Source organism: Duganella sp. Dugasp78 (genome assembly GCF_059491455.1).
On the sequence record NZ_CP168506.1, the window covers coordinates 1,738,141 to 1,756,937 of the forward strand.

General features: G+C 65.1%; 17 protein-coding genes. 5 read left to right on the forward strand and 12 right to left on the reverse strand.

All coding sequences use genetic code 11. The features are described from left to right. The first annotated feature begins 25 nt into the window (after positions 1-25). Together ACEN9O_RS07760 and ACEN9O_RS07765 are read left to right on the forward strand one after the other, a co-directional pair. Positions 26-229, forward strand: a complete 204-nt coding sequence (locus ACEN9O_RS07760; protein WP_495617002.1) for a hypothetical protein — start codon at positions 26-28, stop codon at positions 227-229. Positions 230-262: 33 nt separating this feature from the next. After that, positions 263-1,039, forward strand: coding sequence for a GIN domain-containing protein (locus tag ACEN9O_RS07765; protein ID WP_495617003.1), 777 nt, complete (start codon positions 263-265; stop codon positions 1,037-1,039). Between the two features lie 80 nt (positions 1,040-1,119). On the opposite strand, the gene ACEN9O_RS07770 is transcribed toward ACEN9O_RS07765, so the two are convergent. The 11 genes from ACEN9O_RS07770 to ACEN9O_RS07820 all read right to left on the reverse strand — a co-directional run bounded on the left by ACEN9O_RS07770 (position 1,120) and on the right by ACEN9O_RS07820 (position 11,205). Further along, a complete protein-coding gene (locus ACEN9O_RS07770; RefSeq protein ID WP_495617004.1) occupies positions 1,120-1,815 on the reverse strand; it encodes a LytR C-terminal domain-containing protein in 696 nt (231 codons plus the stop codon). A 6-nt stretch (positions 1,816-1,821) separates the two neighbouring features. Then, positions 1,822-2,757, reverse strand: coding sequence for a type II secretion system F family protein (locus tag ACEN9O_RS07775; protein WP_495617005.1), 936 nt, complete (start codon positions 2,755-2,757; stop codon positions 1,822-1,824). A 10-nt stretch (positions 2,758-2,767) separates the two neighbouring features. Further along, entirely contained in the window at positions 2,768-3,745 is a 978-nt protein-coding gene (locus tag ACEN9O_RS07780; RefSeq protein WP_495617006.1) for a type II secretion system F family protein, read from the reverse strand. Positions 3,746-3,749: 4 nt separating this feature from the next. Further along, positions 3,750-5,096: a TadA family conjugal transfer-associated ATPase gene (locus ACEN9O_RS07785; protein WP_495617007.1), complete on the reverse strand. Its 1,347-nt coding sequence runs from the start codon at positions 5,094-5,096 to the stop codon at positions 3,750-3,752. A 30-nt stretch (positions 5,097-5,126) separates the two neighbouring features. After that, positions 5,127-6,299, reverse strand: a complete 1,173-nt coding sequence (locus tag ACEN9O_RS07790) for a CpaE/TadZ family protein (RefSeq protein WP_495617008.1) — start codon at positions 6,297-6,299, stop codon at positions 5,127-5,129. Between the two features lie 9 nt (positions 6,300-6,308). Further along, positions 6,309-6,587, reverse strand: a complete 279-nt coding sequence (locus ACEN9O_RS07795) for a hypothetical protein (RefSeq protein ID WP_495617009.1) — start codon at positions 6,585-6,587, stop codon at positions 6,309-6,311. Between the two features lie 13 nt (positions 6,588-6,600). Then, positions 6,601-8,133 carry a type II and III secretion system protein family protein gene (locus tag ACEN9O_RS07800; protein ID WP_495617010.1) on the reverse strand — a complete coding sequence of 511 codons (1,533 nt, stop codon included), beginning with the start codon at positions 8,131-8,133 and terminating at the stop codon, positions 6,601-6,603. Positions 8,134-8,140: 7 nt separating this feature from the next. Continuing rightward, complete coding sequence (gene cpaB, locus ACEN9O_RS07805; protein WP_495617011.1) at positions 8,141-8,977, reverse strand: Flp pilus assembly protein CpaB; 837 nt, start codon at positions 8,975-8,977, stop codon at positions 8,141-8,143. Further along, positions 8,974-10,338, reverse strand: a complete 1,365-nt coding sequence (locus ACEN9O_RS07810) for an ATP-binding protein (protein WP_495617012.1) — start codon at positions 10,336-10,338, stop codon at positions 8,974-8,976. Before ACEN9O_RS07810 ends, cpaB begins: the two co-directional genes overlap by 4 nt. 100 nt (positions 10,339-10,438) lie before the next feature. Continuing rightward, entirely contained in the window at positions 10,439-10,969 is a 531-nt protein-coding gene (locus ACEN9O_RS07815; protein WP_495617013.1) for an A24 family peptidase, read from the reverse strand. Positions 10,970-11,025: 56 nt separating this feature from the next. Continuing rightward, positions 11,026-11,205 (reverse strand): Flp family type IVb pilin, encoded by a 180-nt coding sequence (locus ACEN9O_RS07820; protein WP_495617014.1) that lies wholly within the window; start codon positions 11,203-11,205, stop codon positions 11,026-11,028. 465 nt (positions 11,206-11,670) lie between these two features. On the opposite strand from ACEN9O_RS07820, the gene ACEN9O_RS07825 reads away from it, so the two are divergent. Beyond that, entirely contained in the window at positions 11,671-12,714 is a 1,044-nt protein-coding gene (locus tag ACEN9O_RS07825) for a GGDEF domain-containing protein (RefSeq protein ID WP_495617015.1), read from the forward strand. Here ACEN9O_RS07825 and ACEN9O_RS07830 read toward each other — a convergent pair. Continuing rightward, positions 12,711-13,931, reverse strand: a complete 1,221-nt coding sequence (locus ACEN9O_RS07830) for an HD-GYP domain-containing protein (RefSeq protein ID WP_495617016.1) — start codon at positions 13,929-13,931, stop codon at positions 12,711-12,713. The genes ACEN9O_RS07825 and ACEN9O_RS07830 overlap by 4 nt on opposite strands. A 130-nt stretch (positions 13,932-14,061) precedes the next feature. On the opposite strand from ACEN9O_RS07830, the gene ACEN9O_RS07835 reads away from it, so the two are divergent. Both ACEN9O_RS07835 and ACEN9O_RS07840 read left to right on the forward strand, forming a co-directional pair. Next, the gene (locus ACEN9O_RS07835) at positions 14,062-14,994 is read left to right on the forward strand and encodes a LysR substrate-binding domain-containing protein (protein ID WP_495617017.1); all 933 of its coding nucleotides are present in this window, start codon (positions 14,062-14,064) and stop codon (positions 14,992-14,994) included. A 215-nt stretch (positions 14,995-15,209) separates the two neighbouring features. Then, positions 15,210-18,779 carry an indolepyruvate ferredoxin oxidoreductase family protein gene (locus ACEN9O_RS07840; RefSeq protein ID WP_495617018.1) on the forward strand — a complete coding sequence of 1,190 codons (3,570 nt, stop codon included), beginning with the start codon at positions 15,210-15,212 and terminating at the stop codon, positions 18,777-18,779. Positions 18,780-18,797 lie beyond the last annotated feature (18 nt).

Below are 18,797 nucleotides of genomic sequence, written 5' to 3' on the forward strand. Positions count from 1 at the left end.
CAACCAACCACCCAAGGAGCTCAAAATGAACATCGCTAAAAACATGGAAGCCATCTTCGTAGCCGCAATCGTCGTCGCCAGCGCTACCTCGTTCGCCACCGCCGCCGTACCGGCAACGCACGCCGCCACCCCAGTGGCAGCAGTCGTCGCCAAGGCCGACACTGCGAAAATGCAAGTGGTGACCGTCAGCGCCAAGCGCCTGACCGCCGCTGAAAAAGCCGCACTGTAATCGACCACTAATTCACGCTGAACGACGGAGCGCATGATGAAAAAATATCTGAAGGCTGCGATGCTGGCCACGGTACTGAGCAGCGGCGCCAGCGCCGCGCTGGCCGCCGATGTGATCAGCGAAAACCGCAGCGTCGATGCGCGCGCCGTCAACATCGATCTTGATGGCGTCATCAGCCTCAAGGTCAAGCAAGGTCCAGTCGCGTCGCTGACTCTTTACGGAGAGGCTGACGCGCTGAAAAAAGTGACGGTGGAGCAGACGGGCGATACCCTGCACATCGGCACCATCAAGTCCCGCGGCTTCAGCTTCGGCTTCGGAAAGAAGCAAGACCTGCGGGCGGAACTGACGCTGCCGAATCTGCACCAGGTGGTGTCGGGCGGCGTCGGTTCCACGGAAGTGAGCGGCTTTAGCGGCGACAAGCTGCGCCTGGCGCTGGACGGCGCCGGCTCGGTCAAGGTCAACGCCCAATACCGCGACGTCGACGTGAAGCTCGGTGGCGTCGGCAGCATGACCGTCAACGCCGGCAACAGCGACAACGTCGACCTGAATTTGCGCGGCACCGGTCACATCGAAATAACCGGCCAGACCAAACAGCTGCACGCCAGCCTTGGCGGCGTCGGCGGCCTCGATGCGGAGCAGCTGCGCGCCGACGCGGTGGAGGTCAATATGTCCGGCCTGGGTAGCGCGTCGGTGTACGCGAAGACCAGCGCGAATATGAAGTTATCGGGTATGGGTTCGGCCAAGGTATATGGCAACCCGGCCAATCGTAGCGCCAGCGCCCACGGCATGGGCAGCATCAGCTGGCAGTAAAGAATGCGGTAGTCCGCAGCAGGAAACACATGGGTGTGTTTTTACCGTCCGCGAGGCTCACTCCTCCCGGACGGTTTTTTTTACTTCAGATAGCGCGCCTGCATGGCGTCGCGCCCCAGCACGATGCGCATGTCGGTGGAAACCGGCTTGCCGCTCCGCGCTTGCAGCGGCAGGCCCAGTCGCCGCGCCAAAGTCTGCGCCAACAACTGCTGGTCGCGCTGATACTCGATGCGGCTGAGCGGCACCACGAACGGCTTCACGTTGGTCAGGCGCGTGGTCTTGATGCCTTCCGCGTCCAGCGTGCGTGCCAGCCGCGCGGCGGCGCCGGCAACGCCGTTGCCGTTGCTGATTTCCAGCTTGACGCCCTGCCCCGCAGGCGTAGCTTCAACACTTGCGGCGACACGCAGCACTTCCACCAGCGCCGCGCCAACCTGCCGCACTTCCGTACGCGGCATCGAGGCATCGGCAACGGCCCTGGCCTGCGCCGCGCCCTCCTTCAGCAGCGCATAGTCGCGCTGCACGTCATGCGCGCGCAGCGTCGCCGCTTGCCTGAACATTTTCGTCGCCCGTTCGCGTTCTCCGGCCGCTTCCAGCGCGGCGCCCAATTGCTCCCAGCGCGAGGCGTCGGTCGGCTCCAGCAGACAGGCTTGTTCCAGCGTGGTGATGGCCGTCCGGCCGGCCTCCGGCACGGGCGCCGGGGCCGGTGCGGGGACCATGCCGCTGCACGCCATCAGCAAAGCGCCGGCGCACGCGGCGCCCAGTGTACGTTTCATCATCGCCTCCTATTTTCCCAACATGGTCGGCAGCATGCGATAGATCTGTATGCCGGCGGGGCCGATCAGCACCAGCATCAACGTCGGAAAAATGCAGAAGATCAGCGGGAACAACAGCTTCAATGCGATCTTGGCGGCGGCTTCCTCGGCGATCATGCTACGCTTGGCACGCAGATTGTCCGAGTGCACCCGCAAGGATTCGCCCATGCTGGTGCCGAAGCGTTCCGACTGTATCAGCATCGCCACCAGCGTATCGACATCGTCGACGCCGCTGCGCAAGGCCAGGTTGCGCAAGGCCTTCTCCTTGCTGAAGCCCGCGCGCATCTCCATCAACGCCAGTTGCAGCTCCTGCGCCAGCGCCACGCTTTTGATGTGGATTTCGCCGGCCACCTTGGCCATCGCGCGCTCCAGGCTAAGGCCCGCTTCCACGCAGACGGTCAACAGATCCAACGCATCGGGGAAGTTCTCGAAGATCTCGCGGCAGCGGCTTGCCGCCCTGCGCGACAACACGACGTTCGGCAGGTAGTAGCCGATGGCCGCCGTCAGCAGCAACAAGTGGATGAAGCCCCGGTTGAGCGCGTGCTCCAGCGCGGCGGCGCCCAGCCCCGCCAGCAGGGCCGGGAGCCCCAGCGCCAGCAGCGTCTTGGCCGCGAAGTACAACGACGGCGCCGACGCGCTGCGCCAGCCCGCGTTCATGAAGCGGGTGCGCAGCGGCGAGCGCTCCCACCCTTCCTCCGGCAGCGACAGCCGCGAAAACGGTTGTGCCACTTGCGCCACCTTCTCTATCCAGCCGCCTTCGGCCGGCGCCGACAATTCCGATTTGCCCATAAAATCGCCGAGCCGTTCGCGTATCGGCACCGACGAAAAGCTGAGCAGCGCCACCAGCGCGATGCCCACCACCACCGCGAACACGATAACGAGGAAAGCTATCTGCCGGATATCCATGCCGCGCTCCTCAAACCCGTATGCGTATCAATTTGCGCATCCACAGCACGCCGCCCGCCGCCATCGCCAGGGCGTACCAGCTCAGCGTCACGCCGGCGGGATCGCTCCACAGCACCCGCACATAAGCGGGATTGGTCAACATCATCAGCGCCATCACGCCCAGCGGCAGCAAACCCAGTATCCACGCCGACATCCTCCCCTCGGCCGACATCACGCGCACCTGCGCCAGCAGCCGCAGGCGGGCGCGTATCAGGCGGCTGATGTTACCCAGGACTTCGGCCAGGTTGCCGCCGGATTCGCGCTGTATCAGCACCGCGATCACCAGGTAACGCAGATCGGTCAGCGGTACACGCATCGCCAGGTTGTGCAAGGCTTCGTTCATCGGCACGCCATAGTTGATCTCTTCATAGGCGAACTTGAATTCGCCGGCGATCGGCTCGGGCATTTCCTCGCCCACCATCTGCATCACGTTGGCGAAGGAATGGCCGGCCCGCAGCGCCCTGCCGAGAAAATCCGCGGCTTCCGGCAGCTGCTCCTCCAGCTTGACCAGGCGTGCGCGCCGCGTGCGCATCAACAGCGCCCAGGGCAGCGACAGGATCATCGCCAGCATGCCGGCCGCCGCCAGCGCGGGCAAGTCCAGCATGGCCGGCAGCAGCAGCGCCGGCGCCAGCAACGCCAGCACGCAGCCGATGAACTGCGCCACCGACCAGCGCACGCCGGCCTGCAACAGCAGGCGGTCCAGCGCAGCCAGGTACTTGAAGCGGCGCAGGACTTTTTCCAGTGCCGGGTTGCGGCTATAGCTGCGCTGCTTGAGGATATCGATACGCTCCCCGCCGCGCTCCCCGCGCGCCGCCATCAGGCGCAGCCGCTTGGCGATGCGCCGCGCACCGCTGCCGTGCGCGCTCGACCACCACAGCCACGCGCCTTCGATCATCAGGATCACGGCGGCGAACAGCAGCACCGCGAAGGCGGAGAAGATCGCATCCATGCCGCTACTCGTAGATCTTGTCGGGGTCGAACACCGAATCGGCCACCGGCACGCCGAACATGCGCAGGCGGTCGGCGAAGCGCGGCCGCACTCCGGTGGCCGAGAAGTGGCCCAGCACCTTGCCGTTCGCGTCCACGCCTTTTTGCTCGTAGCGGAAGATCTCGTGCATGGCGATCACCTCGCCCTCCATGCCGGTGATCTCCTGCAGGCTGACCAGCTTGCGCGTGCCGTCGGTCAGCCGCGACACCTGCATCACCACCGTCACGGCCGAGCAGATCTGCTGCCGCGTGGCGCGCGGCGTCAGGTTCAAGCCGGTCATGCCGACCATGTTCTCCAACCGCGACAAGGCATCGCGCGGGGTGTTCGAATGGATGGTGGCCAGCGAACCTTCGTGGCCGGTGTTCATCGCCTGCAGCATGTCCAGCGCCTCCGGCCCGCGCACCTCGCCGAGGATGATGCGGTCCGGCCGCATGCGCAGCGCGTTGCGCACCAGCGAACGTTGATTGACCTCGCCCTTGCCTTCGATGTTGGGCGGCCGCGTCTCCAGCCGCACCACATGTGGCTGGCGCATTTGCAGCTCGGCCGCGTCCTCGATGGTGACGATGCGCTCCGTCGGCGGGATAAAGCCGGACAGCACGTTCAGCATGGTGGTCTTGCCGCTGCCGGTGCCGCCGGAGATCAGGATGTTGACCTTGGCCTGGCCCAGCGCCTTCAGCACTTCCATCATCGGCGGCGTCAGGCTGCGGTAGTCGAGCAGGTTCTGCACCGTCAGCGGATGGACCGAGAAACGGCGTATCGACAGGATGGGCCCATCGATCGCCAGCGGCGGAATGATGGCGTTCACGCGCGAGCCGTCCGGCAGCCGGGCATCGACCATCGGACTGGATTCGTCCACGCGGCGGCCCACGCGCGAGACGATCTTCTCGATGATCTTCATCAGATGCGCGTTGTCGTTGAAGGTCACGTCGGTCAACTCCAGCCGGCCGGCGCGTTCGACGTAGACCCTGGCGCAGGTGTTGACCAGGATGTCCGACACGCCGGGATCGGCCAGCAGCGGTTCCAGCGGCCCGAAGCCCAGCATCTCGTGCTGGATATCGAGCACCAGGTTATGCCGCTCGTGCTGATTGAGCACGATGCGCTCCTCCTCGATGATGCGCTGGACCAGCAGCGCCAGCTCGTGCTTGAACTGTTCCGGCGTCAGCCGCTTCAGGCGTTCCAGGTCGATGCGGTCGAGTATCGTCTGGTGCATGCTCTTCTTCAGGTCCTGGTAGGCGGCCGCCGCTAGTCCCGGCGGGCCGCTGCTTCCCTGGCGGTGGTCGTCCGAAGCCGCCAGCCGTTCGCGTAAGCTCATGTCATCCTCCGCTGCCGTTGTTAAAGGTTGCTAGTCGTTGTCGTTGCGGCCGAACAGGCGGTCGAACAAGCCTTTGCTCTCCGCCACCCGGCGCGCCGTCACCTGCTCCACCAGCTCGGCGAGGCTGCGCGCCACCGCGCTGCTGCGCGACAGCTGCAGCACCGGGATGCCCTGGTTGACCGAGTCGGTGGCCGACAGATAGTCGTTCGGCACGGTGTGCACCACCTCCGCGCCCAGCGCCTGCTCCAGGTCCATCAGGCGCAGCTTGCCGCCCTTCTCGTAGCGGTTGACGATCAGGCGAATGCGCTCACTCGGATAGCCCAGCGAGCGGAAGATGTCCAGCAGGCGGCGGCCGTCGCGGATGTCCGGCAGCGCCAGTTGCAGCACCGGGTGGATGGTGTCGGCCTGGTCCAGCGCGCGCAGCGAGATGGCGTCGATCTGGCGGCCCACATCGAGCACGATGAAGTCGTAGTGCTGGCGCGCCACGCGCAAGATGGTGTCCATGTGCTCCGGCTTCATGTCGACCGCGTGATTGGGATCGTCGGCCGCCGCCAGCACGCCGAAGTTCGACGCCACGTGCACCAGGCAGGAATCGAGGAAGGAGCCGTCCATGCGGCTGATCTGCGCGCAGATGTCGGACAGCGTCATCGCCGGCTTCTGGTCCGACACGTACAGCGTGGCGTCGCCGAACTGGCCGTGCAAATCGATCAGCAGCACCTTCTTGTCGGCCAGCGCTGCCAGCGCGTAGCCGAAGTTGGTCGACAAGAAGGTCGCGCCGCTGCCGCCCTTGCAGGAGATAAAGGCCAGCACCTTCCCGTCGCGCATCTGGCTGACGCCGGCCGCCACCTCGATGCGGCTCATCGTCTCGTGGAAGGCGCTGTGCACCAGCGGCAGCTGCAGCACCTCGCGTATGCCGGCGCGCATGGCGCGGATCAACAGGTCCTGCTGCGGCTCGCGCGTCAGCAGCATGAAGGACGAGGATGGATACAGCTTGCTCAGGCGTTCGACCAGCTCCGCCTCGTCCGGCGTCACATCGCTGGCGTCGACGATCACCAGCTCCGGCAGTTCCAGCAGCTGGCGTTCCACCGCGTCGCGCAGGCCATTGCGCGATGCCACCAGTTGCACGGCTGGCACGCGCGCGGAGCCTTGCGCGGCGACTTCGGCATGCAGCAGGCTGTCCCTGCTGATCATCAGTGCTTTCATGGTCGCTCCTTACTTTGTGCCGCTGACGCCGATGGTGAATGCGGACGGCTGCGGCGCAGGATCGCTGCCGGCCTTCTGGTACCGCTCGAAGGCGGAGCGCGCGGCGCGGCCGTCCATGCCGGCCACCGGATCGCCGTTGCGGCCCGCGTCCGCATTGGCGACCTGCTGCGCCAGCGTGACGCGGGCGATGTCGCCGAAGTGCCGGTCCCATTGCGGCGTGGTGGACACAGGTTGCAGGGCGCAGGAGGCCAGCATGCATGCCATCGGCAGGCTAAGTAGATATCGCATCGTCGTATCCCGTTTATTTGTGGTCGGTACTCTGGGCCGGCGGCCCTTCCATGCGCCCTTCGAGGAAGAGCTGGGCGCGACTCGGCGTGGTGACGCTGTCGGTCGGCAGCTTGTAGTTCGGCGGCAGCGGCTTCACCAAATGCGGCGTCACCACGAACAGCAGCTCGGTGCGGTCCTGCTGGAAGTCGGTGCTGCGGAACAGCGCCCCCAGCACCGGCAGCTCGCCCAGCACCGGCAGGCCGCGGATGTTGGTGGTCTGGTTGTTGCTGATCAGGCCACCGATGGCGAAGCTCTGGCCGTCGAACAGTTCGACCGTGGTGGCGGCGCGGCGCGTGGTAATCAGCGGCAGGATGGCGCCGCCCGAGAAACCCGCGGCCGAGATACCTATGCCTTCGCGCGACAGCTCCGACACTTCCGGCGCCACGCGCAGGTTGATGCGGCCGCCGGCCAGCACGGTGGGCGTGAAGTGCAGGCCGATGCCGAACTCCTTTTCCTCCAGCGTGACCTTGTTGTTGTCCTGCGCGACCGGCACGAAGATCTTGCCGCCCGCCAGAAAGCTGCCTTCCTGGCCGCTGATCGCCATCACCGTCGGCTCGGCCAGGATGCGCACCAGCCCATCCTGCTTGTCGGCGGCGATGCCGACGTGGTTGCCCGTGGCCCTGCCGCCGCTGAGCAGGCCTTTCAAGGTGCCGCTGATGAAGTCCGACGCCAGCGTGGTGCTCCAGCTGCCGCCGCCAAAGCTCAGCGACAGCCCGGCCTCCAGTTTGTCCAGCAGCGTCTTGGAGACCTCGGCGATTTTCACTTCCAGCATCACCTGCTGCGGCGCGCCGACGTTGAGGAAGTTGACGATGCGCGCAGCGCCGCCCGCCGCCGATGCCGACGAAGGCGCAGCTGGCGTTGGCGCCGCAGGCGCCGCCGCGCCGGCCTTGTCGCCCTTGGCCGCCTCCAGCGCCTGCGCCGGACGGCGCACAAACGCGGCCGCCAGCTCCAGCACGCGCGCCGCCGTTTGCGCGTCGTCGACCGTGCCGCTGAGGACCAGCGTATCGCCGGCCGCGCTGACCTGGATGTCCTTCTGCGTCGGCATCAGCGCGGCCAGCGCGTTCTGCAACGCGGCCGGATCGACGCCGACCACCACCTCGATCACATTGCACACGCCGCTGCGGCCCTGCACGATCATATTGCTGCTGCCGATGTCGACGCCGACCACATACAGCGTGTCGGGCGCCACCAGCATCGCCTGCAGCACGGCGGGATTGCCGACGCTGCGCGCCTGCACCGCTTCCGGCATGCGCATCAGCGTCGACTTGCCCAGTGCGAGCGTCAGGCTGCCCGGCGTGGCCGCCTGGCCGCTGCAGCGCAGACTCACGGCATCGCGGCCCGGCGATGGCTGCGGTGCCTCCGGCATGGCGCGAGCGGAAGCGGCACCGGACAATGCTGCGGCCATACCGGGGACCGGTGCCGGCGCGCCGGCGGTGGCACTCGTGGCGGCGGCCGCCCCCTGGCTGGCCATCGCCAGCAACAGCGCCGCGTGTCGTAATGTCGTCATGGCCGGCTCACAGACATTCTTGCGTGCGCTGCACGCCGGCGATCACGCCAACGCAGGAGCGGGCACGCGGCGCGGCTTGCGCAAGTTGCGGGCGCGGCCTGGCGACGGCGGCGGGCGTCTCCGCCGGCGGCGCCACCGGCGCCCTGGCGATGCCGAGCAAACTAATCTTGGTCGCGCCGTCCGTCACGCCCGGACGCGGATCGACCTGGTTACGCAGCACCAGCGACAGCGTGCCGACGCTGCGCGCCAGGTCGATGTTCTCGGCCTGCGCCGGCGTCACCTCCAGCGTCACGGCGTTGACCACGCGCGGCTTGGTTTCGTCGCGCCCCACTTCCTGCGCCACGGCCAGCACCAGTATCCGTTCCAGCACGATCTTGGAGATCGCGTTCTCGTTGCCGCTGGCCGCGGCCTGGGTGTTGACGATGATGTCGACAAAATTCCCCGGCAGCGCAAAGCCGGCCACGCCCACCACGTCGTTGACGCGCACCGTGATCGCCCGCTTGCCTTCCGAGATCAGCGCCGACAGGCCGCCCAGCGTGCCGGCCGGCGCCAGCTTGGCCTCGTTCAAAGGCTCGTCGCGCAGCACACTGGTTTTCAGCACGCGGCCCACCAGTTTGGAACCGTCGCGGATGGCGCCGCGCGGCAGACTCTCGGCCGGCCAGTCGATCGCCTTCAGCATCTCCGGGGTCAGGCGCTGGCCGAGGTTCACATCGGTGGCGGCGACGATGATCTTGTTGGCCGACGCCGGCGTCTGGCGCAGCAGCCAGCGCGAAGCCAGCACCACCGCCGCCAGTCCCAGTACGATGGCCAGCGCCATCATCATCAGTGCGCGCCGGTTGTTCATGCTATGCGCCGTTGCAGCTGGTCGATGGCATCTGCCTGCGCCGCAGCGCCGGTGGCGAACATGCTGATCCAGGCTTGTTCCAGCGTCTCCACGCTGACGCGCGCGGGCTCGCCCAGGAAGCCGGCGAAGTCATTGATGCGGCCGATGATCTCGCGCGGGTAGCAGGCCAGCAGCGGCAGGCCGCTGCCGGCATGCAGTTCCTCGACCAGGTAGCGCAGCGCCGCTTCATCGGATATCACGCCGGCGACCACGCATTGTTGGCGAAACAAGGCGCGGTAGTGGGCCGCGTCCAGCGGCCCGACCGGGATCTTGTAGCCGACCCGGCGCAGCGCCACCGCATCCAGCAGCGCTTCCGGCGCCAGGCTGGTGGCAAACACCAGCTGCATGCGGCACGGGACGCTGAAGTGATAGCCGCCGGCCAGCGCCAGCTGGCTGCGTTCCAGTTCGCGCGCTTGCGACAAGCGATTCAGCAAATCGGCGGCGGGCATGCGCTGGCGGCCGAGGTCATCGACGATCAGCAGGCCGTTGTTGGCCTTCAGCTGCGGCGGCGAACGATAGCAGCCGCTATGGCTGTCCGGCTGCAGCTCCAGCATATCGGTACTCAGGTCGGCGTCCAGCGCCACCACGGGCCGCGCGCACAGCACCCAGCGCGGATCGCTGCTGCGGCGCTCCTGCACTTGACGCAGCTGGCGCAGATGCCGCGGGTCCGGAGCGCGGTGCAGCAGCGCGTCGTAGACCTGGATGATCTCCTGCCCCACCACCAGCGCATGCGGCACCGCGATCACGCCTTGCAGCAGGGCGCCCAGCCGGCGCGCCAGCACCGACTTGCCGCCGCCCGACGGACCATGCAGCAGCACCGTGCGGCCCGCGTACATGGCCGCGCCCAGCATGCGCTGCACGGCGGGGCCGAGAAAGTCGTCGGCAAATTCGGCGGCCAGTTCCTCGGCGCACAGCTGCTGCGCCTGGCCGGCCTGGCGTTCGACCATGGCGCGATAGGCATCCAGCGTCACCGGCGCCGGGCCGGCGTAGGGACAGCGGTCGATCCAGGCGCTGGCGCGCAGGCGGCCGGCCGGCGTCAGCTGGTACTGCACGTCGATGTCCGATTCGCCGCGCCAGGCCACTTCGACCACCTGCTCGGCCACCATGAACTCCAGCACTTCACGCAGCACATTGATCGACAGGTGCAGCCGCGTGGTCAGCACCGGCAAGTGGATTTTTCCGGTGATGAAGATGGTCTTGGCGATCAGCTCGACAATCAGCTGTTGCGACAAACCGGTGTCGCACACCGATTTGGGCTGCGCCGGCAGCATCTCGGCGGGCTCGGCATGGACGGCGGGGGAAGGCGATTCAACAGCAAGCATGACGATCTCCAGCGGTGGAATTAGTTACGTTGAGGAATCAAGTCTATCGGCCCACGCTTTGCGGATATTGACGCGCAGCAAATACGTGGCTAAGCGCCGCTCAGCGATGCGCCGATACCACCATCGCCAGGCTGGCCAGCGCGATCGCCACGCCATAGGGGATGCCGCCGACGCTGGCGCCCGGCGCCAGCGGCACCGCTTGCAAGGGCACGCCCAGCGCGCGCAGCAGCAGCGGTTTGCAGATCGTCGCCACGTTGCGCCAGCCGTCGCGCCAGCGGCCCTTAAACAGCAGCATCAGCAGGCCCATCGCGCCGCCGATGAGCGCGGCCAGCACCGCCACCTTCAGGGCCATCAGTGGGCCGACGAAGCTGCCGACCATGGCCATCAGCTTGACGTCGCCGGCGGCCATGCCGCGCAACAGATACAGCGGCAGGAATAAAAAAAAGCCGGCCAAGGTGCCGGCCAGCCAGTGCGTCACCGGCGCCCAGTGCAGCCCGCCCAGCATGTGCAGCATCAGCGCCAGCAGCAGGCCGCTGAGGATCAGCACGTTGGGGATCTTGCGCAGGGCCAGGTCGGTCACGGCCGCTTGCGCAACCAGACAGATCAATATCACTTCGATCGCGTTCAGCATGACAGTCGCTCCGACGAAAGGCTTTCCAGCCCGACTGCGGCTGGAAAGCCTGGGGTTTACGCCGAGGTGATTTTGGTCGCGATGGCGGTAAAGGCGGTGGTCAGCGCCGGCCCCAGCAAGGCGAAGACGGCAATCACCGCCGTCGCCATCGTCGCCGCGATCAAGCCGTATTCAATCGCAGTGATCCCGTCTTCGTCGTGCGCAAACACTTTTGCGGCTGCAATAATCGAGTTCATGATTTACTCCCGTAAAAAGTCAAAAAAAGTACCCCTGGCGCGGCGGGCGGCCTACTGAATCGCTGATGCTGCGCCATTAAGGCTTACTATACGGATCGGAGTTTTCCGAGAGTTGACGTGACGCAAGTTTTCCATGCGGCATTATTTTGGCGGGTTTGATGAAAATGTGCGCGCGGGACACACATCACGGCTGGCTTATGTCAAACTGCATCAGTTTCCCGGTCGATACGCTGGAAGGGCTGACCCAGCTGTCGGAAAAAGGTCGCATACAGTTGCAAGGAATGTTTTTTTTCGCACACATGAATTGCCTTGATTGCAAAAAGCTATTATCCTGCTTAGCTGTTCTTTGGAAAGGCCCCGTGTTGCTGCTTCACTGTGCGCCTGACTATCAAAGAGATTGGCTTGATAGGCGTGAACCAAACGTGGCTAGACACAAGGTTGTGTGATTATTTTCCAGAGAAGAAAATGGATTCCCTACTGAAACACATGGTGGACATGACCGGCCACCGCGATCACACGATGCTCGACATCTCCGTGATCTCGGCGGTGCAGGAGCTTGCACGCGCCAGCCAGGCCCGCGTCCTGACGCTGGCCACAGTCAGGGGTAAGATCTTCGTCCGTCCGCGCGCCATCGTCTGCGCCGGCGAAGCGGCGCGCATGGTCGACAGCACGGACCTGCACAATCCCGGCGAGCCCATCGAGAACATCCCGGCCCTGGCCGACTGCATCGCCAACCACGAATCGGGCGCCGACGTCGCCAACGAGGCGGGCGAGCACACGCTGTGGCTGCCGATCTGGCTGGGCGACAAGGCCGATACCTGCCTGGAAATCGTCAACCCGACCCCGTACACCAGCGACACCATCCACATCATCGGCGGCATCGTCAGCGTCTACCGCAACTTCCAGAACCTGCTGGACTACAGCGAACGCGATTCGCTGACCGGCCTGCTCAACCGCAAGACCTTCGACGACCAGCTGGCCAAGATGCTGGCCGCCAGCACCGAGCAGGATTCGGTCACGCTGCCGGGCGAGCCGGAGCGCCGGCATCACCACGAGCAGGAAAAGCAATGGCTGGCCGTGGTCGATGTCGACCATTTCAAGCACGTTAACGACCGTTTCGGTCATTTATACGGTGATGAGGTCCTGATCCTGATCGCCAACCTGCTCACCTCCTCGTTCCGCGCGCAAGACCGCGTGTTCCGTTTCGGCGGCGAGGAATTCGTTGTGCTGCTGCGTTCGACCACCCTGGACAACGCCAAGAAAATCATCGACCGCTTCCGCATGAACGTGGCGTCGCATGACTTCCCGCAAGTGGGCAAGGTGACGGTAAGCGTGGGGTTTGTCAGCATCAGCGCGCTGGAGGCGCCGGTGATCATCCTGGGACACGCCGATCAGGCGCTGTACTATGCGAAAAGCCACGGCCGCAACCTGGCCTGCCACTACGACGAGCTGGTCGAGGGCGGCATGCTGCAGGCCATCGCCTCCAACGATACCGCCGAGTTCTTCTAGGCCAGCGTCAGGAAGCGCATCGGGTCGACATTCCACTTGCTGGGCGACTCGTGGCCGACGATCTTGTCGCCGCCGCCAAAGCCCAGTCCCCGCGACAAATCGATGGTTTCCGGCTTGATGTAGAGGTTTTTCTTGGTATTGAAGAAAACATTGACCTTGGGCGCCAGCAAATTGGTTTCGTGCGGCTCAATCACCACGCCCAGGCGCCCCGATTCCAGCATCACCATGGTGCCCACCGGATAAATCCCGACGCAGCGCATGAATTCCTGCGCGTACTGCGGGTTGAAGTGGAACTTGCTCCACTCATAAATCTTGCGCAGCGCCGCCGCCGCCGACATGCCCTTGTGATAGCAGCGGTCCGCCGTAATCGCGTCGTACACGTCGACAATCGCCGCCATCTGCGCCAATTCGCTGATTTCGTCGTTGGCCTGCTTGTTCGGATAGCCGCTGCCGTCGCGCCGCTCATGGTGGTGCAGCGTGATATCCAGCGGAATCGGCCCCACCTCCGGCGACTGCAGCAGGATGTTGTAGCCGTCCTGCGGATGGCGCTTGATGATGGCGAATTCCTCGTCCGTCAGCGGACCGGGCTTGTTCAGGATGGCGTCCGGCACCAGCGCCTTGCCGGTGTCGTGCAGCAAGCCGCCGAGACCGGCCTGGTGGGTGGTTTCCGCGTCCATGCCGCGCGAACGGCAGAACGCCACCAGCAGCGTACAGACGCTGACCGAGTGCAAAAAGGTGTAATCGTCCTTGTTCTTGATCCGCAATAAACCGACCAGCGCGCCAGGGTTGCGCAAGATCGATTCGGTGATATTCTGCACCACCGGCTGGACCTGATCGAGTTCGATGGCTTTGCCCAGGCGCGCATCCTGCATCACGGTGCGTACCAGCGTCGACGCCTGGTGGCGGATTTGTACTGCACGCTTCATTTCCTCGCCCAGCGAGACGCGCGTGATGACCGGCGCCTTGGCGACGATTTCGACGATTTCGCGCTCGGTAGCGGCCTGCGCCTCGTCCAGCGTGGGCGCGTCCTGCACGTCCAGGCCTCTGGCGTTGTCTATGACAACGTCGTGGATGCCGGCGTTGATGATTTTGCGGATTTCATCTTCGCTGGAGATCAGGAAACGGTTGCGGACAAACGGGTGGGTCATCCAGTCGCAACTCAAGTCATGGATATACATGCCCACTTTTAGCTGCGAAGAGTCGACTTTCTTTAACATACTGGTACCCACTTTGAAGAGACTGGAAGCAGCGGAAAGCGCTGATGCCAGTATAGCAAATAGTTTCCTGTCAGGATCAGATTTACAGGTGCTACCATTTGTTTGTCCAGGTTAATAGTGCTCACAATTTATGGAATTACGCCAACTTCGTTACTTTGTAGCTATAGTAGACCACGGTTCCCTGTCGCGGGCGGCTGTTGTACTACATGTTGCACAACCGGCACTAACACAACAGTTGCGGCAACTGGAAGAGGAGTTGGGCGTGCAATTGCTGCACCGCTCGGCTCAAGGCGTGCTGAGCACGGACGCCGGCAAGATCTTCTACGAACATGCGCAAGCCATCCTCAAGCAGGTGGCGGACGCCCGCTCGGCAGTGGCGCAGTCGGCCGAGCGCCCCAGCGGCAGCGTCACGCTGGGGCTGCCCCACAGCATTTCCGGCGCGCTGGCGCTGCCGCTGCTGACGGCAGCCCGCGCGCAATATCCCGAGATCACGCTGCAACTGACGGAAGAACTGACCGGCAACCTCAGCGAGCAGCTCAAATCCGGCCGCGTCAACCTGGCGGTGCTGTTCGACGACGGCCAGCTGGCCCAGTTCGCCACCACGCCGCTGGTGGAAGAAGAGCTGCGCTTCATCTGTCGCGCCGACGCCACTTACGCGCAAGGTGAGCAAGCGCTCACTTTGACCCAGACGTTGAATACCACGCTGATCCTGCCCGGCCTGCAACACGGGGTGCGGCCGCGCATCGAAAGCGTGGCGCGCCAGGCCGGACTGACGGTGGGAAATGTCATCGAGATCAATTCCATCGCCATACTCAAGTCCGCCATCCTGGCCGACATGGGCGCCACCATCCTGCCGTCGGCGCCGGTGCTGGACGAGCTCCAGCGCGGCACCATGCGCGCCCACCGCATCCACAGCCCGTCGATTTCGCGCACGGTGGTGTTGTGCGCCTCCAAGAATATTCCGCTGACCAACGCCGCGGCGGCGGTCAGCCGGCTGGTGCAGCAAGTCAGCGCGCAGCTGTGCGCCGGCGACACCTGGCCGGGCGCCACCGCCATCGCCTGAGCCCCCCGTCAGGTCATCATTTTTTCTTATACCCCCATCGGCAATCGGTATTTCCGTATACGTCAACTAGCGCCCATACTCCGCTACAAAGCGGGTTTTTTAAGCCTAAAATACCTGCACCGCCGCTAACCATGCGGCCCATGGCCTGATCCTGGCGCGCCTACCCGGCGCCACCAAGTTTGGGCGCGATCTGACACAAAACCGGAGACACCGCCATGCCCGATACCACGGCACACGGCCCAGCAACGTCCACCAGAGACAACGCCGCCGCCCCATCCCGCCTCACGTCCGTGAGCCTCGACGACAAATACACGGCCATCAAAGGCGACATCTTCCTGTCCGGCATCCAGGCGCTGGTGCGCCTGCCGATGATGCAGCGCGTGCGCGACCAGGCGGCCGGCCTGAACACCGCCGGCTTCATCTCCGGCTACCGCGGCTCGCCGCTGGGCGGCCTGGACGAGAACCTGTGGAAGGCCCAGCCGCACCTCGAAGCCCACCACGTGCAGTTCGTGCCGGGCGTGAACGAGGACCTGGCCGCGACCGCCGTCTGGGGCTCGCAGCAGGTCGACCTGATCGGCGAAGCCAAGTACGACGGCGTGTTCGCCATGTGGTACGGCAAGGGCCCGGGCGTGGACCGCTGCGGCGACGTCTTCAAGCACATGAACCACGCCGGCACCTCGAAGCACGGCGGCGTGCTGCTGGTGGCCGGCGACGACCACGGCGCCTACTCGTCGACGCTGCCGCACCAGTCGGACCACCTGTTCTCGGCCTCGATGATCCCGGTCCTGTATCCCTGCAACGTGCAGGAATACCTGGACCTGGGCATCCACGGCTGGGCCATGTCGCGCTTCTCCGGCTGCACGGTGGCGTTCAAGGCGCTGGCCGACACGGTCGAATCCTCGGCCTCGGTCGACGCCGATCCGTTCCGCGTCGAGGTCAAGATCCCGCACGATTTCGTCATGCCGGAAGGCGGCCTGAATGCACGCCTGTCCAGCATCCCGCTGGGCCAGCAGGCGCGCAATCAGGAAGCGCTGATGCAGGACTACAAAATCTACGCCGCGCTGGCCTATGCGCGCGAGAACAAACTCAATCACACCACCATCACCAGCCCGAACGCCAAACTGGGCATCATCGCCTCCGGCAAGTCCTACCTGGACGTGCTGGAAGCGCTGGAAGAACTGGGCATCGACGAGAAGATGGCGGCCGACGTCGGCCTGCGCCTGTTCAAGGTCGCCATGCCATGGCCGCTGGAGCCGGACAGCGTGCGCGAATTCGCGCAGGGCCTGGACGAGATCCTGGTGGTCGAGGAGAAGCGCCAGATAGTCGAGTACCAGCTGAAGGAACAGCTGTACAACTGGCGCGACGACGTGCGTCCGCGCGTGATCGGCAAGTTCGATGAAAAAGGCGAATGGGTCGCGCCGCGCGGCGAATGGCTGCTGACCTCCAAGGCCGACTTCTCGGTGTCGCAAGTGGCGCGCGTGATCGCCTCGCGCGTCAAGCGCCTGATCTCGGACCCGGTCACCTGCGACCATATCAAGGCCCGCCTGACCTTCCTCGACGCCAAGGACGCGGTACTGAAGAAAGCCATCAGCACCCCGTTCCGTCCGGCGTTCTACTGCTCCGGATGCCCGCACAACACCTCGACCAAGGTCCCGGAAGGCAGCCTGGCGCTGGCCGGCATCGGCTGCCACGTGATGGCCACCTCGATCTACCCAGAGTTCAACAAGCTGACCACGCACATGGGCGGCGAAGGCGCGCCGTGGATCGGCCAGGCCGCGTTCTCCAAGATCCCGCACGTGTTCCAGAACCTGGGCGACGGCACCTACTTCCACTCCGGCTACCTGGCGATCCGCGCGGCCGTGGCGGCCAAGGTCAACATGACCTACAAGATCCTCTACAACGACGCGGTGGCGATGACCGGCGGCCAGCCGGTCGACGGCATCACCTCGGTGCCGATGATCGCGCAGCAGATGGCCGCGGAGGGGGTTAAACGCATCGCGCTGGTTACCGAAGACCTGAACCGCTATACCGACCGCAGCGCCCTGCCATCCATCGTCAGCCTGCACGACCGCAAGGACATGGACGCAGTCCAGCGCGAGCTGCGCGAAGTGGGCGGCGTATCGGTGCTGATCTACGACCAGACCTGCGCGGCCGAGAAGCGTCGCCGCCGGAAGAAAGGTGAATTCCCCGACCCGGCCAAGCGCATGGTCATCAACGAAGCCGTGTGCGAAGGCTGTGGCGATTGCGGCATCCAGTCCAACTGCACCTCCATCCTGCCGAAGGAAACGGAGTTCGGCCGCAAGCGCACCATCGACCAGTCGTCCTGCAACAAGGACTACTCGTGCGTGAAGGGCTTCTGCCCGAGCTTTGTCACGGTCGAAGGCGGATCGCTGAAGAAGACCAAGACCGGCGTGACGAAGGACAACGCCGACGACGGCTTCGGCGCCCTGCCGGAGCCTGTGCTGCCGTCCTGCGACGAGCCGTACAACATCCTGATCAACGGCATCGGCGGCACCGGCGTGATCACCGTCGGCGCGCTGATGGGCATGGCCGCGCACCTGGAAGGCAAGGGCGCGTCGGTGCTGGACATGACCGGCATGTCGCAGAAAAACGGCTCGGTCACCTCGCACGTCAAAGTCGCGAAGACCCCGGCCCACCTGCGCGCGCAACGCATCGCCACCGGCGAGGCGGACGTGATCCTCGGCTGCGACATGCTGACCGCCGGCGCCGCCGACGCGGTATCGAAGATGCGTCCGGGCCGCACGCTGGCCATCGTCAACCTGCACGAGCAGCCGCCAGGCACGTTCGCGCAGAACCCCGACTGGCAGTATCCGGTGGAGGAAGTGCGCGCACTGATCGAGGAATCGGTCGGCGCCGGCGCCGCCGATTTCATCGACGCCACCAAACTGGCCACTGCGCTGATGGGCGACTCCATCGCCGCCAACCTGTTCATGCTCGGTTACGCATGGCAGAAAGGCCGCATCCCGCTGAACGAGGAATCGCTGCTGCGCGCGATTGAGCTGAACGGCGTCGGCATCGCCTCGAACAAGAAGAGCTTCCTGTGGGGCCGCCGCGCCGCCGTGGACCTGAAGCGCGTCGAGCGCGTGGCCACGCCCACGCAAGCGATCGTGATGCAGATGCCGCAAAGTCTGGAGAACGTCATCAGCAAACGCGTCGAGTTCCTGACCGCGTACCAGAATGCCGCCTACGCTGCCAGCTACGAGCAGCTGGTGTCGCAGGTGCGCGCGAAGGAGACCGCTCTGGGTCTGGGCAACAAGCTGTCCACCGCCGTCGCCAAGTACGCCTTCAAGCTGATGGCCTACAAGGACGAATACGAGGTGGCGCGCCTGTACACCGACGGCCGCTTCGTCGAGCAGCTCAAGCAGCAGTTCGAAGGCGACTTCTCGGTCAAGTTCAACCTGGCGCCGCCGATGTTCGCCAGGAAGGACGCCAAGGGCCACCTGGTCAAGGCGGAATTCGGTTCGTGGATGTGGAGCGCGTTCAAGCTGCTGGCCAAGTTCAAAGGCCTGCGCGGCGGCGCGTTCGACATCTTCGGCTACACCGGGGAGCGCAAGATGGAACGCGCGCTGATCGTCGAGTACCGCGAGATGGTCGCCGCGCTGATGGACAAGCTGACGCCGGAAAACCACGCAACCGCAGTGGAACTGGCCGGCCTGCCGGAGAAAGTGCGCGGCTTCGGCCACGTGAAGGAAAAGGCTGTCGCCACCTTCCGTACCGAGAAGGCCCGCCTGCTGAATCAATTCAGCCAGCAGCGCGCTGCTTAAACCGCACGTCGTTCCCGC

What these genes read in the sequence shown, in the direction of transcription:
- ACEN9O_RS07835 (WP_495617017.1), top strand. Translation starts at nt 14,062, where the DNA reads ATGGAATTACGCCAACTTCGTTACTTTGTAGCTATAGTAGACCACGGT.
- ACEN9O_RS07760 (WP_495617002.1), top strand. Translation starts at nt 26, where the DNA reads ATGAACATCGCTAAAAACATGGAAGCCATCTTCGTAGCCGCAATCGTC.
- ACEN9O_RS07840 (WP_495617018.1), top strand. Translation starts at nt 15,210, where the DNA reads ATGCCCGATACCACGGCACACGGCCCAGCAACGTCCACCAGAGACAAC.
- ACEN9O_RS07815 (WP_495617013.1), bottom strand. Translation starts at nt 10,969, where the DNA reads ATGCTGAACGCGATCGAAGTGATATTGATCTGTCTGGTTGCGCAAGCG.
- ACEN9O_RS07830 (WP_495617016.1), bottom strand. Translation starts at nt 13,931, where the DNA reads ATGTTAAAGAAAGTCGACTCTTCGCAGCTAAAAGTGGGCATGTATATC.
- ACEN9O_RS07785 (WP_495617007.1), bottom strand. Translation starts at nt 5,096, where the DNA reads ATGAGCTTACGCGAACGGCTGGCGGCTTCGGACGACCACCGCCAGGGA.
- ACEN9O_RS07770 (WP_495617004.1), bottom strand. Translation starts at nt 1,815, where the DNA reads ATGATGAAACGTACACTGGGCGCCGCGTGCGCCGGCGCTTTGCTGATG.
- ACEN9O_RS07790 (WP_495617008.1), bottom strand. Translation starts at nt 6,299, where the DNA reads ATGAAAGCACTGATGATCAGCAGGGACAGCCTGCTGCATGCCGAAGTC.
- cpaB (WP_495617011.1), bottom strand. Translation starts at nt 8,977, where the DNA reads ATGAACAACCGGCGCGCACTGATGATGATGGCGCTGGCCATCGTACTG.
- ACEN9O_RS07780 (WP_495617006.1), bottom strand. Translation starts at nt 3,745, where the DNA reads ATGGATGCGATCTTCTCCGCCTTCGCGGTGCTGCTGTTCGCCGCCGTG.
- ACEN9O_RS07820 (WP_495617014.1), bottom strand. Translation starts at nt 11,205, where the DNA reads ATGAACTCGATTATTGCAGCCGCAAAAGTGTTTGCGCACGACGAAGAC.
- ACEN9O_RS07825 (WP_495617015.1), top strand. Translation starts at nt 11,671, where the DNA reads ATGGATTCCCTACTGAAACACATGGTGGACATGACCGGCCACCGCGAT.
- ACEN9O_RS07810 (WP_495617012.1), bottom strand. Translation starts at nt 10,338, where the DNA reads ATGCTTGCTGTTGAATCGCCTTCCCCCGCCGTCCATGCCGAGCCCGCC.
- ACEN9O_RS07765 (WP_495617003.1), top strand. Translation starts at nt 263, where the DNA reads ATGATGAAAAAATATCTGAAGGCTGCGATGCTGGCCACGGTACTGAGC.
- ACEN9O_RS07795 (WP_495617009.1), bottom strand. Translation starts at nt 6,587, where the DNA reads ATGCGATATCTACTTAGCCTGCCGATGGCATGCATGCTGGCCTCCTGC.
- ACEN9O_RS07800 (WP_495617010.1), bottom strand. Translation starts at nt 8,133, where the DNA reads ATGACGACATTACGACACGCGGCGCTGTTGCTGGCGATGGCCAGCCAG.
- ACEN9O_RS07775 (WP_495617005.1), bottom strand. Translation starts at nt 2,757, where the DNA reads ATGGATATCCGGCAGATAGCTTTCCTCGTTATCGTGTTCGCGGTGGTG.